Genomic DNA, 21968 nt, shown 5'->3' on the forward strand with positions numbered 1-21968 from the left:
TGCACATGTCCAGTTTAATTTACATATGGCGGCCGATGCGTGCGGCGCGCCTCCGCCTCCTGCCCGCCGGCTCCAGGCCCCGGGCCGCGCGGACACAGCCCGGGAGAGCCCAGATGGACGCAGCCGCCAGGATCGAAGCCGCCCTGCGGGGCGCGATGCATCGCCGGCGCGAGGGCGCCGCCCCGCCGCGGCTGACCGAGGCGATCGAACATGCGGTGTTCCCCGGCGGCGCGCGGGTGCGCCCGCAGCTCTGCCTCGCGGTCGCCGCCGCCTGCGGCGACGACGCGCCCGCGCTCAGCGACGCGGCCGCCGCGGCGGTCGAGCTGATCCACTGCGCCAGCCTCGCCCATGACGACCTGCCCTGCTTCGACGGGGCCGCGGTGCGGCGGGGCAGGGCCTCGGTCCACGCGGCCTTCGGGGAGCCGATCGCCCTGCTGGCGGGCGATGCGCTGATCGTGGCGGCCTTCGAGGCGCTGACCGAGGGCGACGCCGGTCCCGCGCGGAGCGCGCGGCTGGGCGGGCTGGTGGCGACGCTGGCGCGCTTCTCCGGCGCGCCCTTCGGCATCTGCGCCGGCCAGGCCTGGGAGAGCGAGCCGCGGGTCGACGTCTCGGCCTATCACCGCGCCAAGACCGGGGCGCTGTTCGTCGCGGCGACGCGGATGGGCGCGCTCGCCGCCGGCGCCGAGGCCGACCGGTGGGAGGCGATGGGCGCCCGCATCGGCGAGGCCTACCAGGTCGCCGACGACCTGCGCGACGCGCTGCTGACCGAGGAAGAGCTGGGCAAGCCCGCCGGCCAGGACCAGGCGCTGGCCCGGCCCAGCGCGGTGGCCGAGCTGGGCGTCGCCGGCGCCGCGCGGCGCCTGGCCGAGATCCTCGAGGAGGCCGTCGCCGCGATTCCCGACTGCCGCGGCGCGGGCGCGCTGCGCGAGATCGTGCGGATGCAGGCGCGGCGGCTGACGCCCTCGGGCCTCGCCGAGGCCGCCGCCTGACCGCGATGGCAGCGCTGACCGATCCGCCCCAACGGACGGAGGCCCCCCGCGGCCTCGTCGAGGCCCTGCGCCGGCGACGCGACGCGCTGATCGCCTCGCCGCGCTTCCAGGCCTGGGCGGACCGGTTTCCCCTGACCCGGCGGCTGGCGCGGCGCGAGGCGCGGGCGCTGTTCGACCTTGTGGCGGGCTTCGTCTACGCCCAGACCCTCGCCGCCTGCGTGGAGCTGGAGCTGTTCGAGCGGCTGCGCGAGGGGCCGCGCTCCGCCGAGGCGCTCGCCGCGGGGACCGGGCTCGCGCCCGAGGCGATGGCGCGGCTGTGCCGGGCCGCCGTCTCGCTGCGCCTGATGGAACGGCGGGGGGATCGCTTCGCCCTCGGCCCGCTGGGCGCGGCGACGCTGGGCGCGGCCGGCGTGCGGGAGATGGTGCGCCACCACCGGCTGCTCTACGCCGATCTCGCCGACCCGGTGGCGCTGCTGCGGGGCGAGGGGGCGCCCGCGCTCGCCGGCTACTGGTCCTATGTGCGCGGCGGCGCGCCCTCGGCGCAGGAGGCCGCGCGCTACTCGCGCCTGATGGCCGCCTCCCAGGCGATGGTGGCCGAGGAGGTGCTGCGCGCCGGCGCCCTGAGGGGCGTGCGGCGGCTGATGGACGTGGGCGGGGGCGACGGAACCTTTCTCGAGACCGCGGCCCGCCGCCTGCCGCGCCTGCGCGGCCTGCTGGTGGACCTGCCGCCCGTGGCGGCGCAGGCGCAGGCCCGCTTCGCGCGCGCCGGCCTCGCCGACCGGCTGGAGTCGCGCGGCGCCGACATGCTGGCCGCCCCGCTGCCCGCCGGCGCCGACGCGGCGAGCCTGGTGCGGGTGCTCTACGACCATGACGAGCCGGCGGCGAGGGCGATTCTCGCCCGCGTCTTCGCCGCCCTGCCGCCCGGCGGCCGCATCGTCGTGGCCGAGCCGATGGCCGGCGGCCGGCGCCCCGACCGGGTCGGGGACGCCTATTTCGCCTTCTACACCCTGGCGATGACCTCCGGCGCGCCGCGCGATCCCGAGACCCACGGCCGCCTGCTGGCCGAGGCGGGCTTCGAGTCGGTGCGCGTGGCGCGCCGGGCGCGGTCCTTCGCGGCGACGGTGATCACCGCCCGCAGACCCGCCTGAAGCGTCAACATTTTCTGACAGATCGCAGGCGGTGCGACAATTTAGATTGACATGTTGCAGTGTCAATATAGTCTGACAGTTGTCCTCAGGGAGAGGCCGCGAGCCTGGCTCGGTCGAGGACGGAAAGGGTGATCCGATCATGGAGACGCGCGCCGCCGTCATGTCCCAGCCGGGACGCCTCAGCCTGGAGACGGTGGAGCTGAGCGCGCCGGGTCCGGCGGACGCGGTGATCGCGATCCGCTGGTCGGGCATCTCCTCGGGCACCGAGAAACTGTTCTGGACCGGCGAGATGCCGGCCTTCCCCGGCATGGGCTACCCGCTGGTCCCCGGCTACGAGGCGGTGGGCGAGGTGGTCGAGGCGGGTCGCGACTCCGGCCGCCGCGTCGGGGAGGCGGTGTTCGTGCCCGGCGCCAATTGCTTCGGCGAGTTGCGCGGCCTGTTCGGCGGCGCCGCCGATACCCTGGTCTCGGCCGGCGCCCGCCTGGTCCCGCTCGAGCAGGGCGCCCGCCCCGAGGGCGCGCTCCTGGCGCTCGCCGCCACCGCGCGGCACGCGATGGCGGGGCTGCGCTGCACGCCCCCCGATCTCATCGTCGGCCACGGGGTCGTCGGCCGGCTGCTCGCCCGCCTGACCCTCGCCGCCGGCGCCCCCGCCCCCACGGTTTGGGAGACCGCCGCCGCCCGGCGCGAAGGCGCCCACGACTACCCGGTGATCGACCCGGGCGAGGATCCGCGCCGCGACTACCGCGCCGTCTACGACGCCAGCGGCGACGCGGGCCTGCTCGACGCCCTGGTCGGACGGGTGGCGAAGGGCGGCGAGATCGTGCTCGCCGGCTTCTACCCCGGCCGCGTCTCCTTCGCCTTCGCGCCCGCCTTCATGAAGGAGGTCCGCCTGCGCATCGCCGCCGAGTGGACCCAGGACGACATGCTCGCGGTGCGCCTGCTGACCGAGAGCGGGCGCCTCGCGCTCGACGGCCTGATCTCGCACCGCCGCGCGGCGGCGGACGCCCCGGCCGCCTACGCCGAGGCCTTCGGCGATCCGGCCTGCCTGAAGATGATCCTCGACTGGGAGGCGACCGCATGACCCGCACCTTCGAAATCCCCGACCTCAAGCGCGGCCCCCAGGGCTCGATCGCCGAGGCCGACCGGGCGCTTCGCGAGGAGGCGCACGCGCCGCTCGACGAGATCCCGGTGGGGGAGGCGACCTCGAAGACCCAGATCATCGCGATTTACGGCAAGGGCGGCATCGGCAAGTCGTTCACGCTGGCGAACCTCAGCCACATGATGGCCGAGCAGGGCAAGCGGGTGCTGCTGATCGGCTGCGATCCCAAGTCCGACACCACCTCGCTGCTGTTCGGCGGCAAGGCCTGCCCCACGATCATCGAGACCTCGACCCGCAAGCGCCTGGCCGGCGAGGAGGTCACCGTCTCCGACGTCTGCTTCAAGCGCGGCGGCGTCTTCGCGATGGAGCTCGGCGGGCCCGAGGTCGGCCGCGGCTGCGGCGGGCGCGGCATCATCCACGGCTTCGAGACGCTGGAGAAGCTGGGCTTCCACGACTGGGATTTCGACTACGTGCTGCTCGACTTCCTGGGCGACGTGGTCTGCGGGGGCTTCGGCCTGCCGATCGCGCGGGACATGTGCCAGAAGGTGATCGTGGTCGGCTCCAACGACCTGCAGTCCCTCTACGTGGCGAACAACGTCTGCTCGGCGGTGGAGTATTTCCGCAAGCTGGGCGGCAACGTCGGCGTGGCCGGCATGGTGGTCAACAAGGACGACGGATCGGGCGAGGCCGCGGCCTTCGCCGCCGCGGTGGGCATCCCGGTGCTGGCCTCGATCCCCGCGGACGACGACCTGCGCAAGAAGTCCGCCAACTACCAGATCGTCGGCACCGCGGCCGGGCCCTGGGGCGAGCTCTTCGGCCAGCTCGCCGATCAGGTGGGCCTCGCGCCCCCGCAGAAGCCGGCGCCGCTGACCCAGGACGGGCTGCTCGCGCTCTTCGACTCCAAGGACACCGGCGGGGACTTCGTCCTCGTCCCCGCCACGCAGGAGGACATGCGCGGCAAGCTGGGCGTGGCGCGCGAGTCCCTCGAAGTGGTCTACGACGATGCTTGATCTCGACGCCCTCGCCGCCATCGAGCGCCGGCTCGACGGCCTGGCCGACGCCTGGGCGCCCGCCGCCCGGACCGAGGCCGCCGCCGCGCCGCGCCCCGCCGCCGCCCTTGCCCGCGCAAGGCCGGAGGCCGAGGGCCCCGCCGCCCGCTGTCCTTTCGCTCCGGCCGCGTCATGACCGGCCCGGGCCCCATCCGCTTCGACGCCGACGGCCGCGCGCATCTGCCGGCCGACGGTCCCGCCACGCCCGAGGCAGCGGTCGAGAGCCCCCTGCGTCTGGGGCAGGAGGGCGTCTCCTGCGCCTCGGGCGACCTGCGGGCCCAGGCCGCCGAGAACGGCGCCTCGGAGCTGCTGGAGCGCTACGCCGCCGACTATCCCACCGGCCCCCACGACAAGCCGCAGAGCATGTGCCCCGCCTTCGGGTCCCTGCGGGTGGGCCTGCGGATGCGGCGCACGGCGACGATCCTCTCGGGCTCGGCCTGCTGCGTCTACGGGCTGACCTTCGTGAGCCACTTCTACGGCGCCCGCCGCTCGGTCGGCTACGTGCCCTTCAATTCCGAGAGCCTGGTCACCGGCAAGCTCTTCGAGGACATCCGCGAGGCGGTCCACGAGCTGGCCGACCCCGACCGCTACGACGCGATCGTGGTGACCAACCTCTGCGTCCCCTCCGCCTCCGGCGTGCCGCTCAGGCTGCTGCCCGACCAGATCGACGGCGTGCGGATCGTGGGCATCGACGTGCCGGGCTTCGGCGTGCCGACCCATGCCGAGGCGAAGGACATCCTCGCCGGCGCGATGCTGGCCTACGCCCGGCGGGAGGTTCAGGCCGGCCCCGTGCAGGCCCCCGCCGGCGGGCGCGGCGACCGGCCGACGATCACGCTCCTGGGCGAGATGTTCCCCGCCGACCCGATGAGCATCGGCGCGATGCTGGCCCCGATGGGCCTCGCCGCCGGTCCGGTCGTGCCGTGCCGGGAGTGGCGCGAGCTCTACGCCGCCCTCGACGGCGCGGCGGCGGCGGCGATCCACCCGTTCTACACCGCCTCGATCCGCGAGCTTCAGGCCGCGGGGCGCCCGGTGATCGGCTCCGCCCCCGTGGGGCGCGAGGGAACCGCCGCCTGGCTTGCGGCGGTGGGCGAGGCGCTGGGGGTTCCCGCGGCGCAGATCTCCGCGGCGCAGAACGCCATGGACGGCGCCATCGCCGGGGCGCTGGCGGCCCACCGGATCGAGGGGACCGTCACGCTGTCGGGCTACGAGGGCTCGGAACTGCTGGTCGCCCGCCTGCTGATCGAGAGCGGGGCGAAGGTCCCTTACGTCGGCACCGCCTGCCCCCGCACCCCCTGGTCCGAGCCGGACCGGGAGTGGCTGGAGGCTCATGGCGCCCGGGTCGTGTTCCGCGCCTCGCTGGAAGACGACTGCGCGGCGATGGAGGCGGTCCGCCCGGATCTCGCCATCGGCACCACGCCGGTGGTGCAGAAGGCCAAGCAGCTCGGCGTGCCCGCCCTCTACTTCACCAACCTGATCTCGGCCCGTCCTCTGATGGGGCCGGCCGGGGCGGGCTCGCTGGCCCAGGTGGTGATGGCGGCGATCTCCGGGCGGGAGCGCATGTCGAAGATGCGCGGCTTCTTCGAGGGCGTGGGGACCGGCGACGCCGCCGGCATCTGGGAGGGGGAGCCGAACCTCCAGCCCGAGTTCCGCACCCGCAACCTCAAGAAGCTCGAGCGCAAGGCCAGGGCGGCGAAGGCCGCGGAGATGATCTGATGCTGATCCAGGATCACGACAGGGCCGGGGGCTACTGGGGCGCGGTCTACGCCTTCTGCGCGCTGAAGGGGCTGCAGGTGGTGATCGACGGCCCGGTGGGCTGCGAGAACCTGCCGGTGACCTCGGTCCTCCACTACACCGACGCGCTGCCCCCGCATGAGCTTCCCATCGTGGTCACCGGCCTCGGCGAAGAGGAGCTGGGCCGCGACGGCACCGAAGGCGCCATGCGCCGGGCGTGGGAGACGCTGGATCCCGCCCTGCCGGCGGTGGTCGTCACCGGCTCGATCGCCGAGATGATCGGCGGCGGGGTCACCCCGCAGGGCACCTCGATCCAGCGCTTTCTTCCGCGCACCATCGACGAGGACCAGTGGCAGGCCGCCGACCGCGCCATGACCTGGGCCTTCCACGAATTCGGAACCACCAAGGGCCGGCTGCCGAAGGCGAAGCCCCGCGACGGCGCGCCGAAGGTCAACATCCTCGGGCCGATGTACGGCGTGTGGAACATGGCCTCCGACCTCGCCGAGATCCGGCGGCTGATCGAGGGGATCGGGGGGGAGGTCAACATGGTGATGCCGCTGGGCGCCCATGTCGGCGAGCTCTCGCGCCTGGTCGACGCCGAGGTGAACGTGGTGATGTATCGCGAGTTCGGCCGCGGCCTCGCCGAGGCGCTGGAGCGCCCGTATCTCCAGGCCCCCATCGGGCTCGAGAGCACCACGCTGTTCCTGCGCAAGCTGGGCGAGCTGCTGGAGCTGGACCCCGAGCCCTTCATCGCCCGCGAGAAGCACTCGACCCTGAAGCCGGTCTGGGACCTCTGGCGCTCGGTCACCCAGGATTTCTTCGCGACCGCCAGCTTCGCGGTGGCGGCGAACGAGACCTACGCCCGCGGCATCCGCCGGTATCTGGAGACCGACCTCGGCCTGCCCTGCGAATTCGCGGTGGCGCGCCTGGCGGGGAGGAAGACCGACTCCGAGGCGATCCGCGGCATGATCCGCAACCAGCGCCCGCTGGTGGTCTTCGGCTCGGTCAACGAGAAGATGTACCTGGCCGAGGCCGGCGGGGGACATGGCCCCAGGCCGACCTTCATCGCCGCCAGCTTCCCCGGCGCCGCCATCCGGCGCGCCACGGGCACCCCCTACATGGGCTACGCCGGCGCGGTCTGGATCCTGCAGGAGACCTGCAACGCGCTCTTCGACGCGCTGTTCCACATCCTGCCGCTGGGCGCGGATCTCGACGCCGCCGAGGCGACGCCCGCCGCCCTTCGCCGCGACCTGCCGTGGGAGCCCGAGGCCCAGGCCCTGCTCGACGAGATGGTCGCCGCCCACCCGGTCCTGACCCGCATCTCCGCCGCGCGCCGCCTGCGCGACGCGGCCGAGCGCGCGGCGCTCGACCGGGGCGACGACAGCGTCGGCCGGGCGGCCGTCGCCAGCCTCGAACCCGCGTCGACCGCCCCGCGCGGCCGGCCCGGCTCCGGCCCCGAGCGGACGGAGACGCAACGCCATGGGAGGGCGTCCGCATGACCGACTACTCCAGCGATCTCAAGCCGTTGCGGCGCGGGCACGCGCCGTCCGTCGAATACGGCGTCTACTTCGGCCTGATCTTCGCGATCAGCCTGCCGGGCGCGGTCCTGCGCAGCCTGGCGGCGGCGACGCGGCTCGATTTCTCCGGCCCCGGTCCCCTCCGCCGCGCCCAGACGCGCGCGCGGGAGATCACGCCGGCCATCTTCGACGTCTGAGAGGACGTCGCCCCATTCCGGGCCGCCACGGCGGAGCGGAATCGTCGATCGAGGACGAGCTTCGGTCGGTGCTCGGCCGCGAGAGTGTCGCGGTATCAGTCGGTGCTTCCGGAGGATCGATATGACTGAAGACAAGGATGTGTCGTTCACGGGACTGACGGATGATCAGGCCCAGGAACTTCACTCCGTCTACATGAGCGGCTTCATGCTGTTCACGGCGGTCGCAGTAATCGCGCACCTGCTGGTCCTCATCTGGCGTCCCTGGCTCTAGGAGGGAAGATCAATGAGCAAGTTCTACAAGATCTGGCTGATCTTCGATCCGAGGCGCGTCTTCGTGGTGCAGGGGGTCTTTCTGTTCCTGCTCGCGGTGATGATCCATCTCGTGCTGCTTTCGACGGACCGGTACAACTGGTTCGAAGTCTCGGCCGAGAAGTACGGGGTCGCTCAACAGGAGTGACGGGTCCGGGACCGCGCGACGCGGTCCCGGACGAGACATCAATGCGGGCGGGGTCCGCCCCGCCTGCAGCTTGGGCTCCGCCGGCGCGCGTCGGCGGCATGACGCGAGGGACTGGACATGGCCTTGCTGAATTTCGAGAAGAAGTATCGCGTCAAAGGCGGCACGCTCGTCGGCGGCGATCTGTTCGACTTCTGGATCGGGCCGTTCTACGTCGGGTTCTTCGGCGTCACCACGGCGTTCTTCGCCGCCCTGGGCACGATCCTGATCTTCTGGGGGGCGGCCCTGCAGGGCACGTTCAATCCCTGGACGATCTCCATCGCCCCGCCTGACCTCTCCTACGGCCTGGGCCTCGCGCCGCTGGCCGAGGGCGGGCTGTGGCAGGTGATCACGATGTGCGCCACGGCCGCCTTCATCAGCTGGGCCCTGCGCGAGGTCGAGATCTGCCGAAAGCTCGGCATCGGCTACCACGTGCCGGTCGCCTTCAGCTTCGCGATCCTGGCCTACGTCACGCTGGTGATCTTCCGCCCGCTCTTGCTGGGCGCCTGGGGACACGGGTTCCCCTACGGGATCTTCAGCCATTTGGACTGGGTGTCCAACGTCGGCTACCAGTACCTGCACTTCCACTACAATCCGGCGCACATGCTGGCGGTGACCTTCTTCTTCACCACCACCTTCGCGCTCTCGCTCCACGGCTCGCTGATCCTGTCGGCGGTCAACCCGCAGAAGGGCGAGGAGATCCGCACCCCGGATCACGAGGACACCTACTTCCGCGACTTCATCGGCTACTCCGTCGGCACGCTCGGCATTCACCGGCTGGGCCTGCTGCTGGCGCTGAACGCCGCTTTCTGGAGCGCGGTCTGCATCATCATCTCCGGCCCGCTGTGGACCAAGGGCTGGCCCGAGTGGTGGAACTGGTGGCTCGAGCTGCCGATCTGGCCGGGCCAGGGAGGGGTTTGAGATGGCCGAGTATCAGAACGTCTTCACGCAGTTCCAGGTGCGAGGTCCCGCCGAGATGGGCCTCGCCGGAGGCGGCGCCGAACATGAGCGCAGCCGGGGGGCGAGCTTCTCCAACCTGCTGGGCTGGATCGGCAACGCCCAGCTGGGGCCCATCCACCTGGGCTGGTTCGGGGTGATCTCGCTCGCCACCGGGATCCTGTCGCTGAACATCATCGGCTTCAACATGCTGGCCCAGGTCGGCTGGTCGATCCCCGAGTTCTTCCGCCAGGGCTTCTGGCTGGCGCTGGAGCCGCCGGGGCCCGAGAACGGGCTGCGCATCCCGCCCCTGCGGGACGGGGGCTGGTGGTTCCTGTCCTCGGTCTTCATCCTGGTCTCGGTGATCTCGTGGTGGCTGCGCTCCTACACGCGGGCGGTGGCGCTGGGCATGGGCACGCATGTGGCCTGGGCCTTCGCGGCGGCGATCTGGCTGATGCTGGTGCTGAACCTCTTCCGCCCGATCCTGATGGGAACCTGGTCGGAGGCGGTGCCCTACGGGATCTTCCCGCACCTCGACTGGACCACCGCGTTCTCGCTGCGCTACGGGAACCTCTACTACAACCCCTTCCACTGCCTCTCGATCGTGTTCCTCTACGGCTCGGTGCTGCTGTTCGCGATGCACGGCGCCACGATCCTGGCCGTCACCCGCCTCGGCGGCGACCGGGAGCTGGAGCAGATCGTGGACCGCGGCACCGCCTCGGAGCGCGCGGCCCTGTTCTGGCGCTGGACCATGGGCTTCAACGCCACGATGGAGGGGATTCACCGCTGGGCCTGGTGGTTCGCCGTGCTGACGCCGATCACCGGCGGCATCGGCATCCTCCTGACCGGCACCGTCGTCGACAACTGGTATCTGTGGGCGGTCGAGCATGACTTCGCCCCGGCCTACGACGGCGCCTACGGCTATGAAGCCTACACGACCGGCGGGGAGTGAGAGCGATGTTCGGACCCTCAGGCAAGTTCCGCTGGTTCGACGAGTGGAACCGCAAGCGCCCCTTCGATCTGGTCAGGACGGCGCTTCCCGCGGGGATCCTCGGCGGCGCGGTGTTCGTGGCGGCGGCGATCGTGATCCTCGGCAACCCGCTGGAGAAGGAGACGGTGCAGACCGGCCCCCGCGGCACGGGCATGGTCAAGATCGACACGCCCGGCCAGCTGATGGCGCTGGAGGCGGTCAACGTCCTGCCCCCCTCGGACGAGCCCTGGCCCGTCGAGGAGGGCGCGATGCTTGCCGGCGAGGCCTATGAGAACGTGCAGGTGCTGGGCCACCTCTCGGTCGACAACTTCAACCGGCTGATGGCCGGGATCACCGAGTGGGTCTCCCCCGAGCAGGGCTGCGCCTACTGCCATGCCGAGGACGGCTTCGCCTCGGACGACGTCTACACCAAGGTCGTCGCCCGGCGGATGATCCAGATGACCTGGGCGCTGAACCAGGACTGGGAGGTGCACACCGCGCCCGCGGGCGTCACCTGCTACACCTGCCACCGGGGGAACAACGTGCCCCCCTACGTGTGGACCAGCCTGCCCCCGGTGAACGAGACCGTCGGGCCCACGGCCGCCTTCCAGAACCGGGCGGCGCCGCTGACCAACTACACCTCGCTGCCCGCGAACGCGATCGAGGCCTATCTGCTGGACGGGGAGCTGGTGGCGGTCAACGACCAGGCCCCGCGGGTCGACAACGCAGGCCTGCCCGGCATGAAGGAGACCGAGCGGACCTACGCGCTGATGATGCACTTCACCCAGAGCCTCGGGGTGAACTGCACCTTCTGCCACAACACCCGCGCGATCAACGACCCGACCCAGCTGACGCCCCAGTGGACCACGGCGACGCTGGGCATCTCGATGGTCCAGGACCTCAACCAGACCTGGGTCGAGCCGCTGGCCGAGCTCTTGCCCGACCATCGCCTCGGCCCGCTGGGCGATGCGCCCAAGGTCTACTGCCTGACCTGCCACCAGGGCGCGGCCAAGCCGCTGCTGGGGCAGAGCATGGTCGGCGACTGGCCCGAGCTGATCTCGGCCGAGCCGGTCTACGACTGAAGGCGGGAGGGCGGCCGCGGCCGCCCTCCTGCGCCCCGCGGCCGCGGGCGACCTCCCGCGCGACGCCTCGCAAGGGAGCGCGACCATGACCCCCCTCCGCCCGAACCCCGCCCGCCCGACCCCCGCCCGCCCGAACTCCGACCGTCCGACGACCCCGCATCTCGACCGCGCGCCCTGGCCCGCGGACCTCAAGGCGCTGAGCGACGCGGAGCTGGCGCGCCTGGCGGGCGAACTGCGGGAGGAGACGATCTCGGCCGTCTCGGTCACCGGGGGGCATCTCGGCTCCGGCCTCGGCGTGGTGGAGCTGTCGGTGGCCCTGCACGCGGTCTTCGACGCGCCGCGCGACAAGATCATCTGGGACGTCGGGCACCAGTGCTATCCCCACAAGATCCTGACCGGCCGGCGCGGCCGCATCCGCACCCTGCGCCAGGGGGGCGGCCTGTCGGGTTTTACGAAGCGGGCCGAGAGCGATTACGACCCGTTCGGCGCGGCCCATAGCTCGACCTCGATCTCCGCGGGCCTGGGCTTCGCGGCCGCCCGCGATCTGGGGGCCCCCGGGGTCGGCGACGTGGTCGCCGTGATCGGCGACGGCGCGATGTCGGCCGGCATGGCCTGGGAGGCGATGAACAACGCCGGCGCGCTCGGCAAGCGGCTGTTCGTGATCCTCAACGACAACGAGATGTCGATCTCGCCCCCCGTGGGCGCCCTGTCCGAATACCTCTCGCGCATCTACGCCAACGGCCCGCTCCACGACCTCAAGGCGCTGGCCGAGGGCGCCGCCGCCCTGCTGCCGGGCCCCGCGCGGGAGGGCGCGCGACGCGCGCGCGACCTGGTGCGGGGCGCGGCGCTGGGGGGGACGCTCTTCGAGGCGCTGGGCTTCTCCTACGTCGGGCCGATCGACGGGCACGACATGGGCCAGCTGCTGCGGGTGATGCGCGCGGCCCGCGCGCGGGCCGACGGGCCGGTGCTGATCCACTGCCTGACCGTGAAGGGCAAGGGCTACGCCCCCGCCGAGTCGAGCGCGGACAAGTATCACGGCGTGGCGAAATTCGACGTGGTCAGCGGCGAGCAGGCCAAGGGCAAGCCCGCCGCCCCCAGCTACACCGCCGTGTTCGGAGAGCAGCTCACCCGCGCCGCCGCGCTCGACCCCAGGGTGGTGGGCATCACCGCCGCCATGGCCGAGGGCAGCGGGATCTCCAAGCTCAAGGCCCGCTTCCCCGAGCGCGCCTTCGACGTGGGCATCGCCGAGCAGCACGCCGTGACCTTCGCAGCCGGCCTCGCGGCGGCTGGGATGCGGCCGTTCTGCGCGATCTACTCGACCTTCCTGCAACGCGCCTACGACCAGGTGGTTCACGACGTGGCCCTGCAGAACCTGCCCGTGCGCTTCGCGCTCGACCGCGCGGGGCTGGTGGGGGCGGACGGGGCGACCCATGCCGGGGCCTTCGACCTCGCCTACCTCTGCACGCTGCCCAACTTCACCGTGATGGCCGCGGCGGACGAGGCGGAGCTGGCCCGCATGGTCGCCACCGCCGCCGCCCACGACGCCGGCCCCATCGCGCTGCGCTATCCGCGCGGGAACGGAACCGGCGTGGCGATCCCCGAGGCGCCGCAGCCGCTGGAGATCGGCCGCGGCCGGGTGCTGCGCGAGGGCTCGGCGGTGGCGCTGCTGTCGCTCGGCGGCCGGCTGGAGGAATGCCTGGCGGCGGCCGAGGCGCTGGAGGCCCGCGGCCTGACCTGCACCGTCGCCGACGCGCGGTTCGCCAAGCCCCTCGACCGCGGGCTGATCCTGCGCCTCGCCCGCGGCCACGCCGCCCTGATCACGGTCGAGGAGGGCGCCGCCGGCGGCTTCGGCGCCCATGTCCTGCAGCTGCTCGCGGCCGAGGGCGCGCTCGACCGCGGTCTGCGCATCCGCACCCTGACGCTGCCGGACCGCTTCATCGACCAGGACACGCCCGAGCGGATGTATGCCGAAGCCGGCCTCACCGCCGCGGACATCACGGCCGCCGCGCTCGCGGCGCTGGGCGTGGACGCCGCGACGGAGGCCGCCACCGCCTGAAACCGCCGCCGCGCGCAGGAGAACGCCGCGTCCGGGACCCCGGACGCGGCGTTTCTCGGTGCGGCCGACGCCTTGGATAGATCCAGACCAGACGGGAGCGGCGGAGCGGCCGCAACCGGGGCGCCCCGGGCTCGACCCGGGGCCTCTCGCGGCCGGCGGCGGAGGCCCCGGGTCAGGCCCGGGGCCGCGTCGCGCGGGGAGGGCGGAGCCGCCCTCAGGCCGCGGCGCGGGCCAGCGCGCACTGGCTCCACAGGCCATGGAGGGCGGAGGCGAGCCGGTCGATGTCGGCCTCGGAATGCAGGGGCGAGGGGGTGAAGCGCAGCCGCTCGGTCCCCTTGGGCACGGTCGGGTAGTTGATCGGCTGCACGTAGATCCCGTGCTCGTCGAGCAGGATGTCCGAGAGCAGCTTGCACTTCACCGGGTCCTTCACCATCACTGGCACGATATGCGACGGGTTCGGCAGGTGCGGGATCCCCAGCCGGTCCAGCCGCGCGCGCAGCAGCGCCACCGCCCGGCGCTGGGCCAGCCGCTCGGCGTCGCTTTCCTTCAGGTGGCGGATCGAGACGCAGGCGCCGGCCGCCACCGCCGGCGGCAGCGAGGTGGTGAAGATGAAGCCCGAGGCGAAGCTGCGCACGAAATCGCACACCGCCGCCGAGGCCGCGATATAGCCCCCCACCACCCCGAAGGCCTTGCCCAGCGTGCCCTCGATGACGGTGATCCGGTCCATCAGCCCCTCGCGCTCGGCCACGCCCCCGCCGCGGGGACCGTAGAGGCCGACGGCGTGGACCTCGTCGAGGTAGGTCATCGCGCCGTAGCGGTCGGCGAGGTCGCAGATCTCGCGGATCGGGGCGATGTCGCCGTCCATCGAATAGACGCTCTCGAAGGCGATCAGCTTGGGGCGGCCGGGCTCGATGGAGGCGAGCTGACGCTCCAGGTCCGCGAGGTCGTTGTGCTTCCAGATCCGCTTCTCGGCCCGCGAATGGCGCACCCCCTCGATCATCGAGGCGTGGTTGAGCGCGTCCGACAGGATCACGCAGCCGGGCAGGCGGGCCCCGAGCGTGGACAGCGTCGCCCAGTTGGAGACGTAGCCCGAGGTGAACAGCAGCGCCGCCTCCTTGCCGTGGAGGTCCGCGAGTTCGCGCTCCAGCTCCACGTGGTGGACGTTGGTGCCGGAGATGTTGCGCGTGCCGCCGGCGCCCGCGCCGCAGCTGTCGATCGCGGCCTTCATCGCCTCGGCCACCGCGGGGTGCTGGCCCATGCCCAGGTAGTCGTTCGAGCACCAGACGGTGACGTCGCCCTGTCCGCCGGCGTGGCGGCGGGTGGCCCGCGGAAAGTCGCCTGCGTGACGCTCCAGGTTGGCGAACCAGCGATAGTTGCCCTCGGCCCGCAGGGCGTCGAGCTGGGCGGAGAAGGCGGCGTCGAACCGGGTTTTCTGGTCCATGTCGGGTCCTTTCGGGGCTTCAAGGCGCGGGTTTGCGGGCGCCTCTGGCTTCGGTCCAGCGCCACAGGACGCCATCGGGAATGGGAACGACCATCAGCCAGTGCTCGACGAGCGCCAGCGCGGTCAGGGCGGCGACCAGCGCCGCGCCGACGGCGGCGGCCGGGGCCTCGGCCGTGGCCGCCGTCCAGGTCCAGCCGCCGACGGCGAGCGTCAGCAGGGTGACGGAGAGAGCGAAGAACGGGGTCGGCCGGCGGATGCGGAAATGGCTCGCCACATGCGACAGGCGGCGCGGCAGCATCTCGGCATGGACATGGGGCACGCCGAGCCAGAGGTTCAGCTTGGCGGTCAGCCGCGCGCCGAAGAGGGTGGCGAAGGTCCAGAAGGCGACCGGGTTGGCCGCGCCCTCGAGATGCAGCCACAGGGCGGCGAGGGCGGCGACGAGGCTCATTTCGGAATAGGCGATCACCCCCCAGGCGCGCACGAAGCGCTCCCACTCCGGCACGTCCTCGGGGCAGGGGCGCAGCACCGGGCCGGTGAGCACGCCGGTGAGGAAGGCGAGCTCGATCCACCCCCAGATGGCGATGGCCGAGAGGAAGGCGACGTAGGCCCCCGGCACGGAGGCGTCGCCGCGGCTGAGGACCACCCCCGCCGCGCCGAGCGCCAGGACGGGAAGGGAGAACAGCGCCGCCCGCGCGGGGGCGCGCGCGCGTCCCCGCTCGGCCCGGTTGACGATCAGCAGGATGAGGCCGGTGGAGAACCACCAGGTGAACAGCGCGAAGCCCGCCGCCGCCCATCCGCTGGTCATCGCGCCGCCCTCCCTGCCGCCGGTCCGCTCACCACGCGGGCTCCAGCCGGCTGGAGGCGGGGGGCGCGTTGCGCTTCACGGGGATCAGGTAGAGGCTCGCGAAGGTCGCCGCCGCCCGGGCCGAATGCCAGCCCCGCGCGATGCGCCCGCCGATCCCGCCCCGCTTCCGCGCGGCGTCGAGGTCCTCGAAGATCACGCGCATCCGGGTCAGCCTCGCCTGCCAGCGGGGATGGTCCAGATCGAGTTCCAGCGGGAACACCTGCTTCGAGATCTCGGAGGTCAGGCGGAACACCTGGTCGTCATACCAGTCGATGTCGACGCCCAGCGCCTTGTGGAAGGCGGGCCGGGCGTGGTCGCGCACATGCATGGTGGCGAAGACGGCGACCAGGAAGAACCGGATCCACAGCTTGTTGACCCCCGAGGTCAGCTTGGGGTCGGTGCGCATCAGCAGCGCGAAGGCCTCGCCGTGGCGGAACTCGTCGTTGCACCACTGCTCGAACCACTTGAAGATCGGGTGGAAGCGATGCTCGGGATGCCGCTCCAGATGCCGGAAGATGGTGATGTAGCGGGCGTAGCCGATCTTCTCGCTGAGATAGGTGGCGTAGTAGATGAACTTGGGCCGGAAGTAGGTGTATTTCTTCGACCGGGTCAGGAAGCCGAGGTTCACCGCCACGTTCGCCTCGCGCAGCGCGTCGTTGATGAAGCCGGCGTGGCGCGCCTCGTCCCGCGACATGTAGGAGAACAGCTCGCAGATGTCGGGGTTCGAGCCGCGCCGCTTCATCTCCTTGTAGAGGACGCAGCCCGAGAACTCGGCGGTCAGCGACGAGACCAGGAAGTCGATCAGCTCCTTGCGCAGCTCCGGCTCCATCGCGTCGAAGTCGACGGCGTCCCAGTCGGCGGTCTTCTTGAAGTGGCGGCGGTTGGGGTCGGCCTTCATCTCGGCCAGCAGCGCGTCCCATTCCTCGCGCACCGGGGAGACGTCGATGCGGTCCATCTCGTCGAAATCGGTGGTGTAGAAGCGGGGGTTGAGCAGCGTGGTCTCGGTGGCCATCGCCTGGGTGTCGTAGCCCTCGGGGATCGGGGCGCCGCGGGCGTCGATGCGGGCGGCCACGGCCTCGGGGCTGTCGGGGTGGAAATCGGAACGGGCGTTCATAGCCGGATCTCCTCGGAGAAGCTGAATTCGCAAAGCTCCATGAACTCCAGGTCGCCGGTGGCGCGGGTCCACAGCCGCTCGGCGAGGCTGGCGCGGGTGATGGTGGCCTGGCGGTCCTCGCGGATCACCTCGCCCCAGGCGGCCACCACGGGCGCGCCGTGGACGATCACCTCGTCGCCCGGATGCACGACCGAGCCGTCGTTGAAGCGCACGTGGGCGTGCAGGCTTTCGAAGCGGTGCGAGACCTCGACCGTGCAGGGCACCGTCTCGCGTCGTCTGGTGAGCAGGCTCATTGCGGGTCTCCCTTGGGCTGGCCGGCCGCGGGGGGCGGCGGCAGCAGGGCGGCGAAGGCCGCCTCGTTGTCCTTTCCGAAGGCTTTCAGCTCGACCCGCCAGCCGGTCTGGGGGTCGATCAGGCGCAGGCTGCCGTCGGCGTGCAGCGTCAGCGTCGCGGGGGCGAGCGCGGGGGCGCCGTCCACCGTGCGCACCCGGGTCATGGCGCGCCCGACGCCGGCGATGAAGCCGGCCTGGCCGGGCCCGCGCTCGAGGATCAGGGCTCCGTCGGCGTCGACCACCCGCGCGGCGCCGTCGGGCTGCGGGAGGATGACGATCTCGCGCGCGGCCACCACCGGGGACTCCGGCGGGGTGGCCGCCGGCGTCGCCCCGGTCAGGCGGGCGTAGGCGGCGATGACCAGGCTCAGCAGCACCATCAGGCCGATGGCGCGCAGCAGGCCCTTGGGGATCCGGTCGCGCTCGGCGCTGCGAAGGGCGGGGGCGGCGTGCATGGTCCCCTCCTATTCCGCGGCCAGGGCGGCGGGGGCGCGGGCGCCGGCGGCCTCGAAGGCCTGTTCTTCCAGCCGCGCCTCGGCGGTCTCGGCCAGCAGGCGGGCCACCGTCTCGGGCTGGGGGATGCAGCGGAGCGTCGGCTGGGTGCGGCGCATGTGCCAGGGGCGCACATGGGGCCAGCAGACGAAGTAGGAGATGCGGTCCGACCCGATCAGCGCCAGCGACAGGTCGCCGGCGCCAAAGGGGCCGCGCTTGAGGTCCACCGCCCCGATCCAGCGATAGGGCAGGTTCAGCGTCACGGTCAGCGCGGCGCCGATGCGCATCGCCACCCGCCGGGTGGTGATCGTGTAGACGGTGGCCTTCGCCAGCACCCAGGCGATCCCCGCCAGGATCGCGCAGGCCGCGATCCCCAGCACCAGGAACAGCGCCGCCCCCTGCAGGCCCGCGACCGGGTCGCGGTCGAGATCGACCGCGAGCCGCCAGACCGCCAGCGCCGCGAAATAGGCCATCACCCAGCGCAGGCCCATCGCCTCCAGCGCCAGCGCCCGCCAGTCGGGGGCGCCCTGCCACAGGATCCGCTCGCCCTCGGGCGGCACGCCCGGCAGGCCGCGGACCGGCTCGACATGGTAGTCGTCATGGGTCATGGCGCGCCCCTCCCTCAGATCTGCGGTTCGAGACGGGCGGGGTCGGCGTAGAGCTTGCCGCCGCACCAGTAGGCCGAGATCTTGTCCTCCTCGAGGAGCGTGACCTCCCCCTCCGTCTTCGTCTGCGGAACGCCGGGGATCTGCGCGGCGTAGAGGGCGTGGACCTTTACGCCGGCCTTGCGCACCCGCGCCAGCGGCATCGGCAGCAGGCGGCGGCCGTTCCCGCCCGAGAGCTCGATCTCGAGGTAGCGGGCCATCTGCTCGGGCCGGTCGACCCAGATGTCGGAGACGTGGCCCACCTCGATCCCGTCGCCGGAGATCACCGGCAGGCCGCGGGGGTCGCGCCCGGCGGCGACGGCGTAGCCCTCGCTCATCCGCATCGGGGCGAGCTTGGGGTGGCCGTGGCCGTCGAGCTCCGGCACGTCGCGGCGCGCAGCCCAGGCGGCGGGGCCGACGCCGTCGGCCAGCGGATCGCCCGTCGGCTCGTAGGGATAGCCCGAGAACTCGAACTCCCGCCCCAGCGCCAGCTCGCGCTTGTCGCCGTTGTCGGAGGGGACGCTGACCGAGCCGCGGCCGAAGGGCAGGCGGAAGGTCTTGGGCGAGGGCACCGGGAACGGGCCCTGGTTGGCCGCGGGGGCGCCGCTTTCGTCGACCAGCGGGTAGCCCTCGCGCATGTTCTCGCGCTGCAGGTACCAGATCAGGGCGGCGAAGAAGATCCAGAAGGCGTAGAGCGCCACGAGGGCGAGATCCACGGTTCCGATGATGGTCTCGGTCATGTCGAAGTCTCCTGGCGGCGCGGTTGGGAACGGGAAGGGGCGGAGCTCATGTCGGGAACTCCGCGAGGCCCATGCGGGTCGGGGGCCGGGCGCCGCGGCGCCGTCCGGCGAGCGGACCCAGGGCGATCAGGGTGACGAACAGCAGCACGATCTCGAGGTGGTAGACCGCGGCGTAGCCGGTGGCGGGCGTGGTCAGCGCCTCGCCGAGCGCGCCGGACAGGGCGGCCTCGCCGACCAGGTCGTGGATCGCGCCGCCCAGCGCGATGCCGAGGCCCGCGGCGGTGGCCTGCGCGGCGCCCCAGGCGCCCAGCGCCAGGCCCGCGCCGCCCTCGGCGGCCATCGCCATCGCCTCGGTCAGGGTGGCGACCGAGAACAGGCCGAGGCCCAGGCCGATCAGGCCGGCGCCGACGAAGAACAGGGCGTCGAGGCCCGTGGGCTCGGCGAAGATCACGCAGCTGAAGGCGACGACGCCGATCGCCGCGCCCCGCGCTGCGACCCCGCAGGCCCCCAGACGCCCGCCCAGCCAGCGCGAGGCGAGGCCGAAGCCCGCCAGCGCCCCCAGCGCCCAGAGCGCGGTCAGCGTGGTGGTGGCCGAGACGGAGAGGCCCAGGACCTCGCCGCCATAGGGCTCGAGCAGGATGTCCTGCATCGAGAAGGCGCAGGCGCCGAGCGCGGTGACCGCGAGCAGCCGCCCCGCCTGGCCGCCGGCGGCGAAGTCGCGCCAGGCGTCGGCGAAGCGCGGGCGCGGCGCCTCGCGGGCCGCGCGGTCCATCGGGCGCAGGACCTCCTGCTTCCACAGCGCCACGACGTTGAGCGCGAGCGTCACCACCGCCGCCCCCTGCACCACCTGGATCAGGCGGAGGGCCGAGAAGTCGCGCAAGAGCCATCCCAGCACCAGCGCCGAGACCGCCATCCCCGCCAGCAGCATCACGTAGAGCAGCGCCACCACCCGCGGCCGCGTCGCCTCGTCGGCCTGATCGGCGGCGAGCGCCAGGCCCGCGGTCTGGGTCATGTGCAGCCCGACCCCGGTCATCGCGAAGGCGGCCGCGGCGCCGACATGCCCGGCCCAGTCCGGCCCCCAGGTCTGGTCGCCCGAGAGGATCAAGAGCGCGAAGGGCATGATCGCGAGCCCGCCGAACTGCCATAGCGAGCCGAACCACAGATACGGGATCCGCTTCCACCCCAGCGCCGAGCGGAAGGTGTCGGAGCGGAACCCCAGCAGCGCCCGGAACGGCGCGATCAGCACCGGCAGCGCCGCCATGGCGGCGACCAGCGAGGCGGCGACGCCGAGCTCGACGATCATCACCCGGTTCAGCGCGCCCAGCAGGATCACGGTCGCCATGCCCACCGAGACCTGGAACAGCGACAGCCGCAGCAACCGGCGCAGCGGCAGCCCGTCCGAGGCCGCGTCGGCGAAGGGCAGCAGGTTCAGGCCGAACTTCGTCAGCGGATGCGGCTCCGCCGCCGCCTCCGGCCTGGCCTTCCTGAACCGGGCGAGCGCGCGGCGGATCATCTGCGCAGCTCCATCGCCTGGGAGATGTAGAAGCCGGTCGCGACCCGCGGCCCGACGGAGAGGCGCCAGCCCGCAAGCTCCGGCCGGGAAGCGACGGCGCGGGCGAGCGCCCTCGCGCTCACCGGCACGATGGCCGGGGCGCGGTCGGCGCGCGGGAAGGCTTTTCCAGTCGCGTGCATGACGCTCAGCAGCGGCGTGCGCGGGGCGACGGTGAAGACGATGGAGCGGGACGTGCGGGGCGCCAGCGCCGCCAGCGCGTCCACGATCTCGGCGCAGCGGTAGTGGATCAGGCTGTCCATCGCGACCACATGGTCGAAGCGCCCGTGGGTGGCGTCGCGCATGTCGCCGACCGTGAAGGTCACGTCCTCGACCCCCGCCTCGGCCGCATTCCCGCGCGCGATGGAGAGCAGGTTGTCGGAGATGTCGACGCCCAGAACCGCAGCGCCCCTCCGCGCCGCCTCGACCGAGAGCTGGCCGACCCCGCAGCCCGCATCCAGCACCCGCGCGCCCGAGAGGTCCGCGGGCAGGGCCGCGAGCAGCGCCTCGCGCATCCGGCCCCGGCCTGCGCGGACCGTGGCGCGGATCCGGCTGACCGGAGCGTCGGAGGTGAGCTTCGCCCAGGCCTCGAAGGCGGTGCGGTCGAAATAGGCGGCCAGGCGGTCGCGGGTCTCGGTCCAGGCGGCGTCCATCAGTCGAACCCCAGGAGTTCGAAGATCTCGCGATCCTCCAGCGGCTTGGGCGCCAGGGGATCGGTGCCGGCCCAGAGGGACTCGGCGAGCCGGATGTATTCGGCCTGCACCAGCGCCACGTCCTCGCCCTCCATCTCGAAGAGGGTGCATTTCTTGAGGCGCGAGCGGCGGATGGCGTCGAGGTCGGGGAAATGCGCCAGCCGCTTGAAGCCGACGGTCGCGCAGTAGCGGTCGACCTCGTCGGTGTCCTTCGAGCGGTTGGCGATGCAGCCGGCGAGCCGCACGGGGTAGTTCTTCGACTTCGCCTCCACCGCCGCGAGGATGCGGTTCATGGCGTAGATCGAGTCGAAGTCGTTCGCGGTCACCACGATGGCCCGGTCGGCGTGCATCAGGGGGGCGGCGAAGCCCCCGCAGACCACGTCGCCGAGCACGTCGAAGATCACCACGTCGGTCTCTTCGAGCAGGTGGTGCTGCTTCAGGAGCTTCACCGTCTGGCCCACCACGTAGCCGCCGCAGCCGGTGCCGGCGGGGGGCCCGCCGGCCTCGACGCACATCACGCCGTTCCAGCCGACATGGACGAAGTCTTCGGGGCGCAGCTCCTCGGCGTGGAAGTCGACCTCCTTGAGGGTGTCGATCACCGTGGGGACCAGGCTCTTGGTCAGGGTGAAGGTCGAGTCGTGCTTGGGATCGCAGCCGATCTGCAGCACCCGCCGGCCGAGCTTGGAGAACGCGGCCGAGAGGTTCGAGGACGTGGTGGACTTGCCGATCCCCCCCTTGCCGTAGACGGCGAAGACCTTCGCCCCCTCGATCTTCAGGGCGGCGTCGGGGTGGACCTGGACGGAGCCTTCCCCGTCCTCTCGCAGGTTCGGGGGCGTGCGGTCGAGCGGGCTCATCG

Annotated in this window: 23 protein-coding genes; 13 read left to right on the forward strand and 10 right to left on the reverse strand. The window is 72.5% G+C overall.

The window, feature by feature from the left end; all coding sequences use genetic code 11:
- The first annotated feature begins 113 nt into the window (after positions 1–113).
- From BM064_RS03345 to dxs, 13 genes are all read left to right on the forward strand, one after another.
- Positions 114–989, forward strand: coding sequence for a polyprenyl synthetase family protein (locus BM064_RS03345; protein WP_092857879.1), 876 nt, complete (start codon positions 114–116; stop codon positions 987–989).
- 5 nt (positions 990–994) lie between these two features.
- Positions 995–2137: a methyltransferase gene (locus tag BM064_RS03350; RefSeq protein ID WP_092857881.1), complete on the forward strand. Its 1143-nt coding sequence runs from the start codon at positions 995–997 to the stop codon at positions 2135–2137.
- Between the two features lie 139 nt (positions 2138–2276).
- Positions 2277–3218, forward strand: coding sequence for a chlorophyll synthesis pathway protein BchC (gene bchC, locus BM064_RS03355; protein ID WP_092857883.1), 942 nt, complete (start codon positions 2277–2279; stop codon positions 3216–3218).
- Positions 3215–4246: a chlorophyllide a reductase iron protein subunit X gene (locus BM064_RS03360; RefSeq protein ID WP_092857885.1), complete on the forward strand. Its 1032-nt coding sequence runs from the start codon at positions 3215–3217 to the stop codon at positions 4244–4246. Before bchC ends, BM064_RS03360 begins: the two co-directional genes overlap by 4 nt.
- 171 nt (positions 4247–4417) lie before the next feature.
- Positions 4418–5998 carry a chlorophyllide a reductase subunit Y gene (gene bchY / locus BM064_RS03370; protein ID WP_092857889.1) on the forward strand — a complete coding sequence of 527 codons (1581 nt, stop codon included), beginning with the start codon at positions 4418–4420 and terminating at the stop codon, positions 5996–5998.
- Positions 5998–7515 carry a chlorophyllide a reductase subunit Z gene (gene bchZ / locus BM064_RS03375; RefSeq protein WP_092857891.1) on the forward strand — a complete coding sequence of 506 codons (1518 nt, stop codon included), beginning with the start codon at positions 5998–6000 and terminating at the stop codon, positions 7513–7515. Before bchY ends, bchZ begins: the two co-directional genes overlap by 1 nt.
- Positions 7512–7730, forward strand: a complete 219-nt coding sequence (gene pufQ, locus BM064_RS03380) for a cytochrome PufQ (RefSeq protein WP_092857893.1) — start codon at positions 7512–7514, stop codon at positions 7728–7730. Before bchZ ends, pufQ begins: the two co-directional genes overlap by 4 nt.
- 121 nt (positions 7731–7851) lie before the next feature.
- A complete protein-coding gene (gene pufB, locus BM064_RS03385) occupies positions 7852–8001 on the forward strand; it encodes a light-harvesting antenna LH1, beta subunit (RefSeq protein ID WP_092857895.1) in 150 nt (49 codons plus the stop codon).
- Positions 8002–8013: 12 nt separating this feature from the next.
- Positions 8014–8187 carry a light-harvesting antenna LH1, alpha subunit gene (gene pufA, locus BM064_RS03390; protein WP_092857897.1) on the forward strand — a complete coding sequence of 58 codons (174 nt, stop codon included), beginning with the start codon at positions 8014–8016 and terminating at the stop codon, positions 8185–8187.
- A 117-nt stretch (positions 8188–8304) separates the two neighbouring features.
- Positions 8305–9144 carry a photosynthetic reaction center subunit L gene (gene pufL, locus BM064_RS03395; protein WP_092857899.1) on the forward strand — a complete coding sequence of 280 codons (840 nt, stop codon included), beginning with the start codon at positions 8305–8307 and terminating at the stop codon, positions 9142–9144.
- Position 9145: 1 nt separating this feature from the next.
- On the forward strand, positions 9146–10111 hold the full coding sequence (pufM, locus tag BM064_RS03400) for a photosynthetic reaction center subunit M (RefSeq protein WP_092857901.1): 966 nt from the start codon (positions 9146–9148) through the stop codon (positions 10109–10111).
- A 5-nt stretch (positions 10112–10116) separates the two neighbouring features.
- Positions 10117–11211 carry a photosynthetic reaction center cytochrome PufC gene (pufC, locus tag BM064_RS03405; protein ID WP_092857903.1) on the forward strand — a complete coding sequence of 365 codons (1095 nt, stop codon included), beginning with the start codon at positions 10117–10119 and terminating at the stop codon, positions 11209–11211.
- Between the two features lie 85 nt (positions 11212–11296).
- Entirely contained in the window at positions 11297–13267 is a 1971-nt protein-coding gene (gene dxs, locus BM064_RS03410; RefSeq protein WP_092857905.1) for a 1-deoxy-D-xylulose-5-phosphate synthase, read from the forward strand.
- 214 nt (positions 13268–13481) lie between these two features.
- On the opposite strand, the gene hemA is transcribed toward dxs, so the two are convergent.
- From hemA to bchL, 10 genes are read right to left on the reverse strand one after another with little or no spacing between them, the layout of a single operon-like run.
- Positions 13482–14708 (reverse strand): 5-aminolevulinate synthase, encoded by a 1227-nt coding sequence (gene hemA, locus BM064_RS03415; RefSeq protein WP_092857907.1) that lies wholly within the window; start codon positions 14706–14708, stop codon positions 13482–13484.
- Between the two features lie 19 nt (positions 14709–14727).
- The gene (gene puhE, locus BM064_RS03420) at positions 14728–15513 is read right to left on the reverse strand and encodes a putative photosynthetic complex assembly protein PuhE (RefSeq protein WP_092857909.1); all 786 of its coding nucleotides are present in this window, start codon (positions 15511–15513) and stop codon (positions 14728–14730) included.
- A gap of 28 nt (positions 15514–15541) precedes the next feature.
- Positions 15542–16666 (reverse strand): magnesium-protoporphyrin IX monomethyl ester (oxidative) cyclase, encoded by a 1125-nt coding sequence (gene acsF / locus BM064_RS03425; protein WP_092857911.1) that lies wholly within the window; start codon positions 16664–16666, stop codon positions 15542–15544.
- Entirely contained in the window at positions 16663–16959 is a 297-nt protein-coding gene (locus tag BM064_RS03430) for a hypothetical protein (protein WP_092857913.1), read from the reverse strand. The genes acsF and BM064_RS03430 overlap by 4 nt, the downstream gene beginning before the upstream one ends.
- Complete coding sequence (gene puhC / locus BM064_RS03435; protein ID WP_092857915.1) at positions 16956–17450, reverse strand: photosynthetic complex assembly protein PuhC; 495 nt, start codon at positions 17448–17450, stop codon at positions 16956–16958. Before puhC ends, BM064_RS03430 begins: the two co-directional genes overlap by 4 nt.
- Before the next feature lie 9 nt (positions 17451–17459).
- Positions 17460–18095, reverse strand: a complete 636-nt coding sequence (gene puhB / locus BM064_RS03440; protein WP_092857917.1) for a photosynthetic complex putative assembly protein PuhB — start codon at positions 18093–18095, stop codon at positions 17460–17462.
- A 14-nt stretch (positions 18096–18109) separates the two neighbouring features.
- Complete coding sequence (gene puhA / locus BM064_RS03445; protein ID WP_092857919.1) at positions 18110–18871, reverse strand: photosynthetic reaction center subunit H; 762 nt, start codon at positions 18869–18871, stop codon at positions 18110–18112.
- Between the two features lie 46 nt (positions 18872–18917).
- Positions 18918–20384 (reverse strand): MFS transporter, encoded by a 1467-nt coding sequence (locus BM064_RS03450; RefSeq protein WP_092857920.1) that lies wholly within the window; start codon positions 20382–20384, stop codon positions 18918–18920.
- Positions 20381–21073 (reverse strand): magnesium protoporphyrin IX methyltransferase, encoded by a 693-nt coding sequence (gene bchM / locus BM064_RS03455; protein WP_092857922.1) that lies wholly within the window; start codon positions 21071–21073, stop codon positions 20381–20383. The genes BM064_RS03450 and bchM overlap by 4 nt, the downstream gene beginning before the upstream one ends.
- Positions 21073–21966 (reverse strand): ferredoxin:protochlorophyllide reductase (ATP-dependent) iron-sulfur ATP-binding protein, encoded by an 894-nt coding sequence (gene bchL, locus BM064_RS03460; RefSeq protein WP_092857924.1) that lies wholly within the window; start codon positions 21964–21966, stop codon positions 21073–21075. Before bchL ends, bchM begins: the two co-directional genes overlap by 1 nt.
- Positions 21967–21968 lie beyond the last annotated feature (2 nt).

Source organism: Albimonas pacifica (genome assembly GCF_900113695.1).
Classification (GTDB): domain Bacteria; phylum Pseudomonadota; class Alphaproteobacteria; order Rhodobacterales; family Rhodobacteraceae; genus Albimonas; species Albimonas pacifica.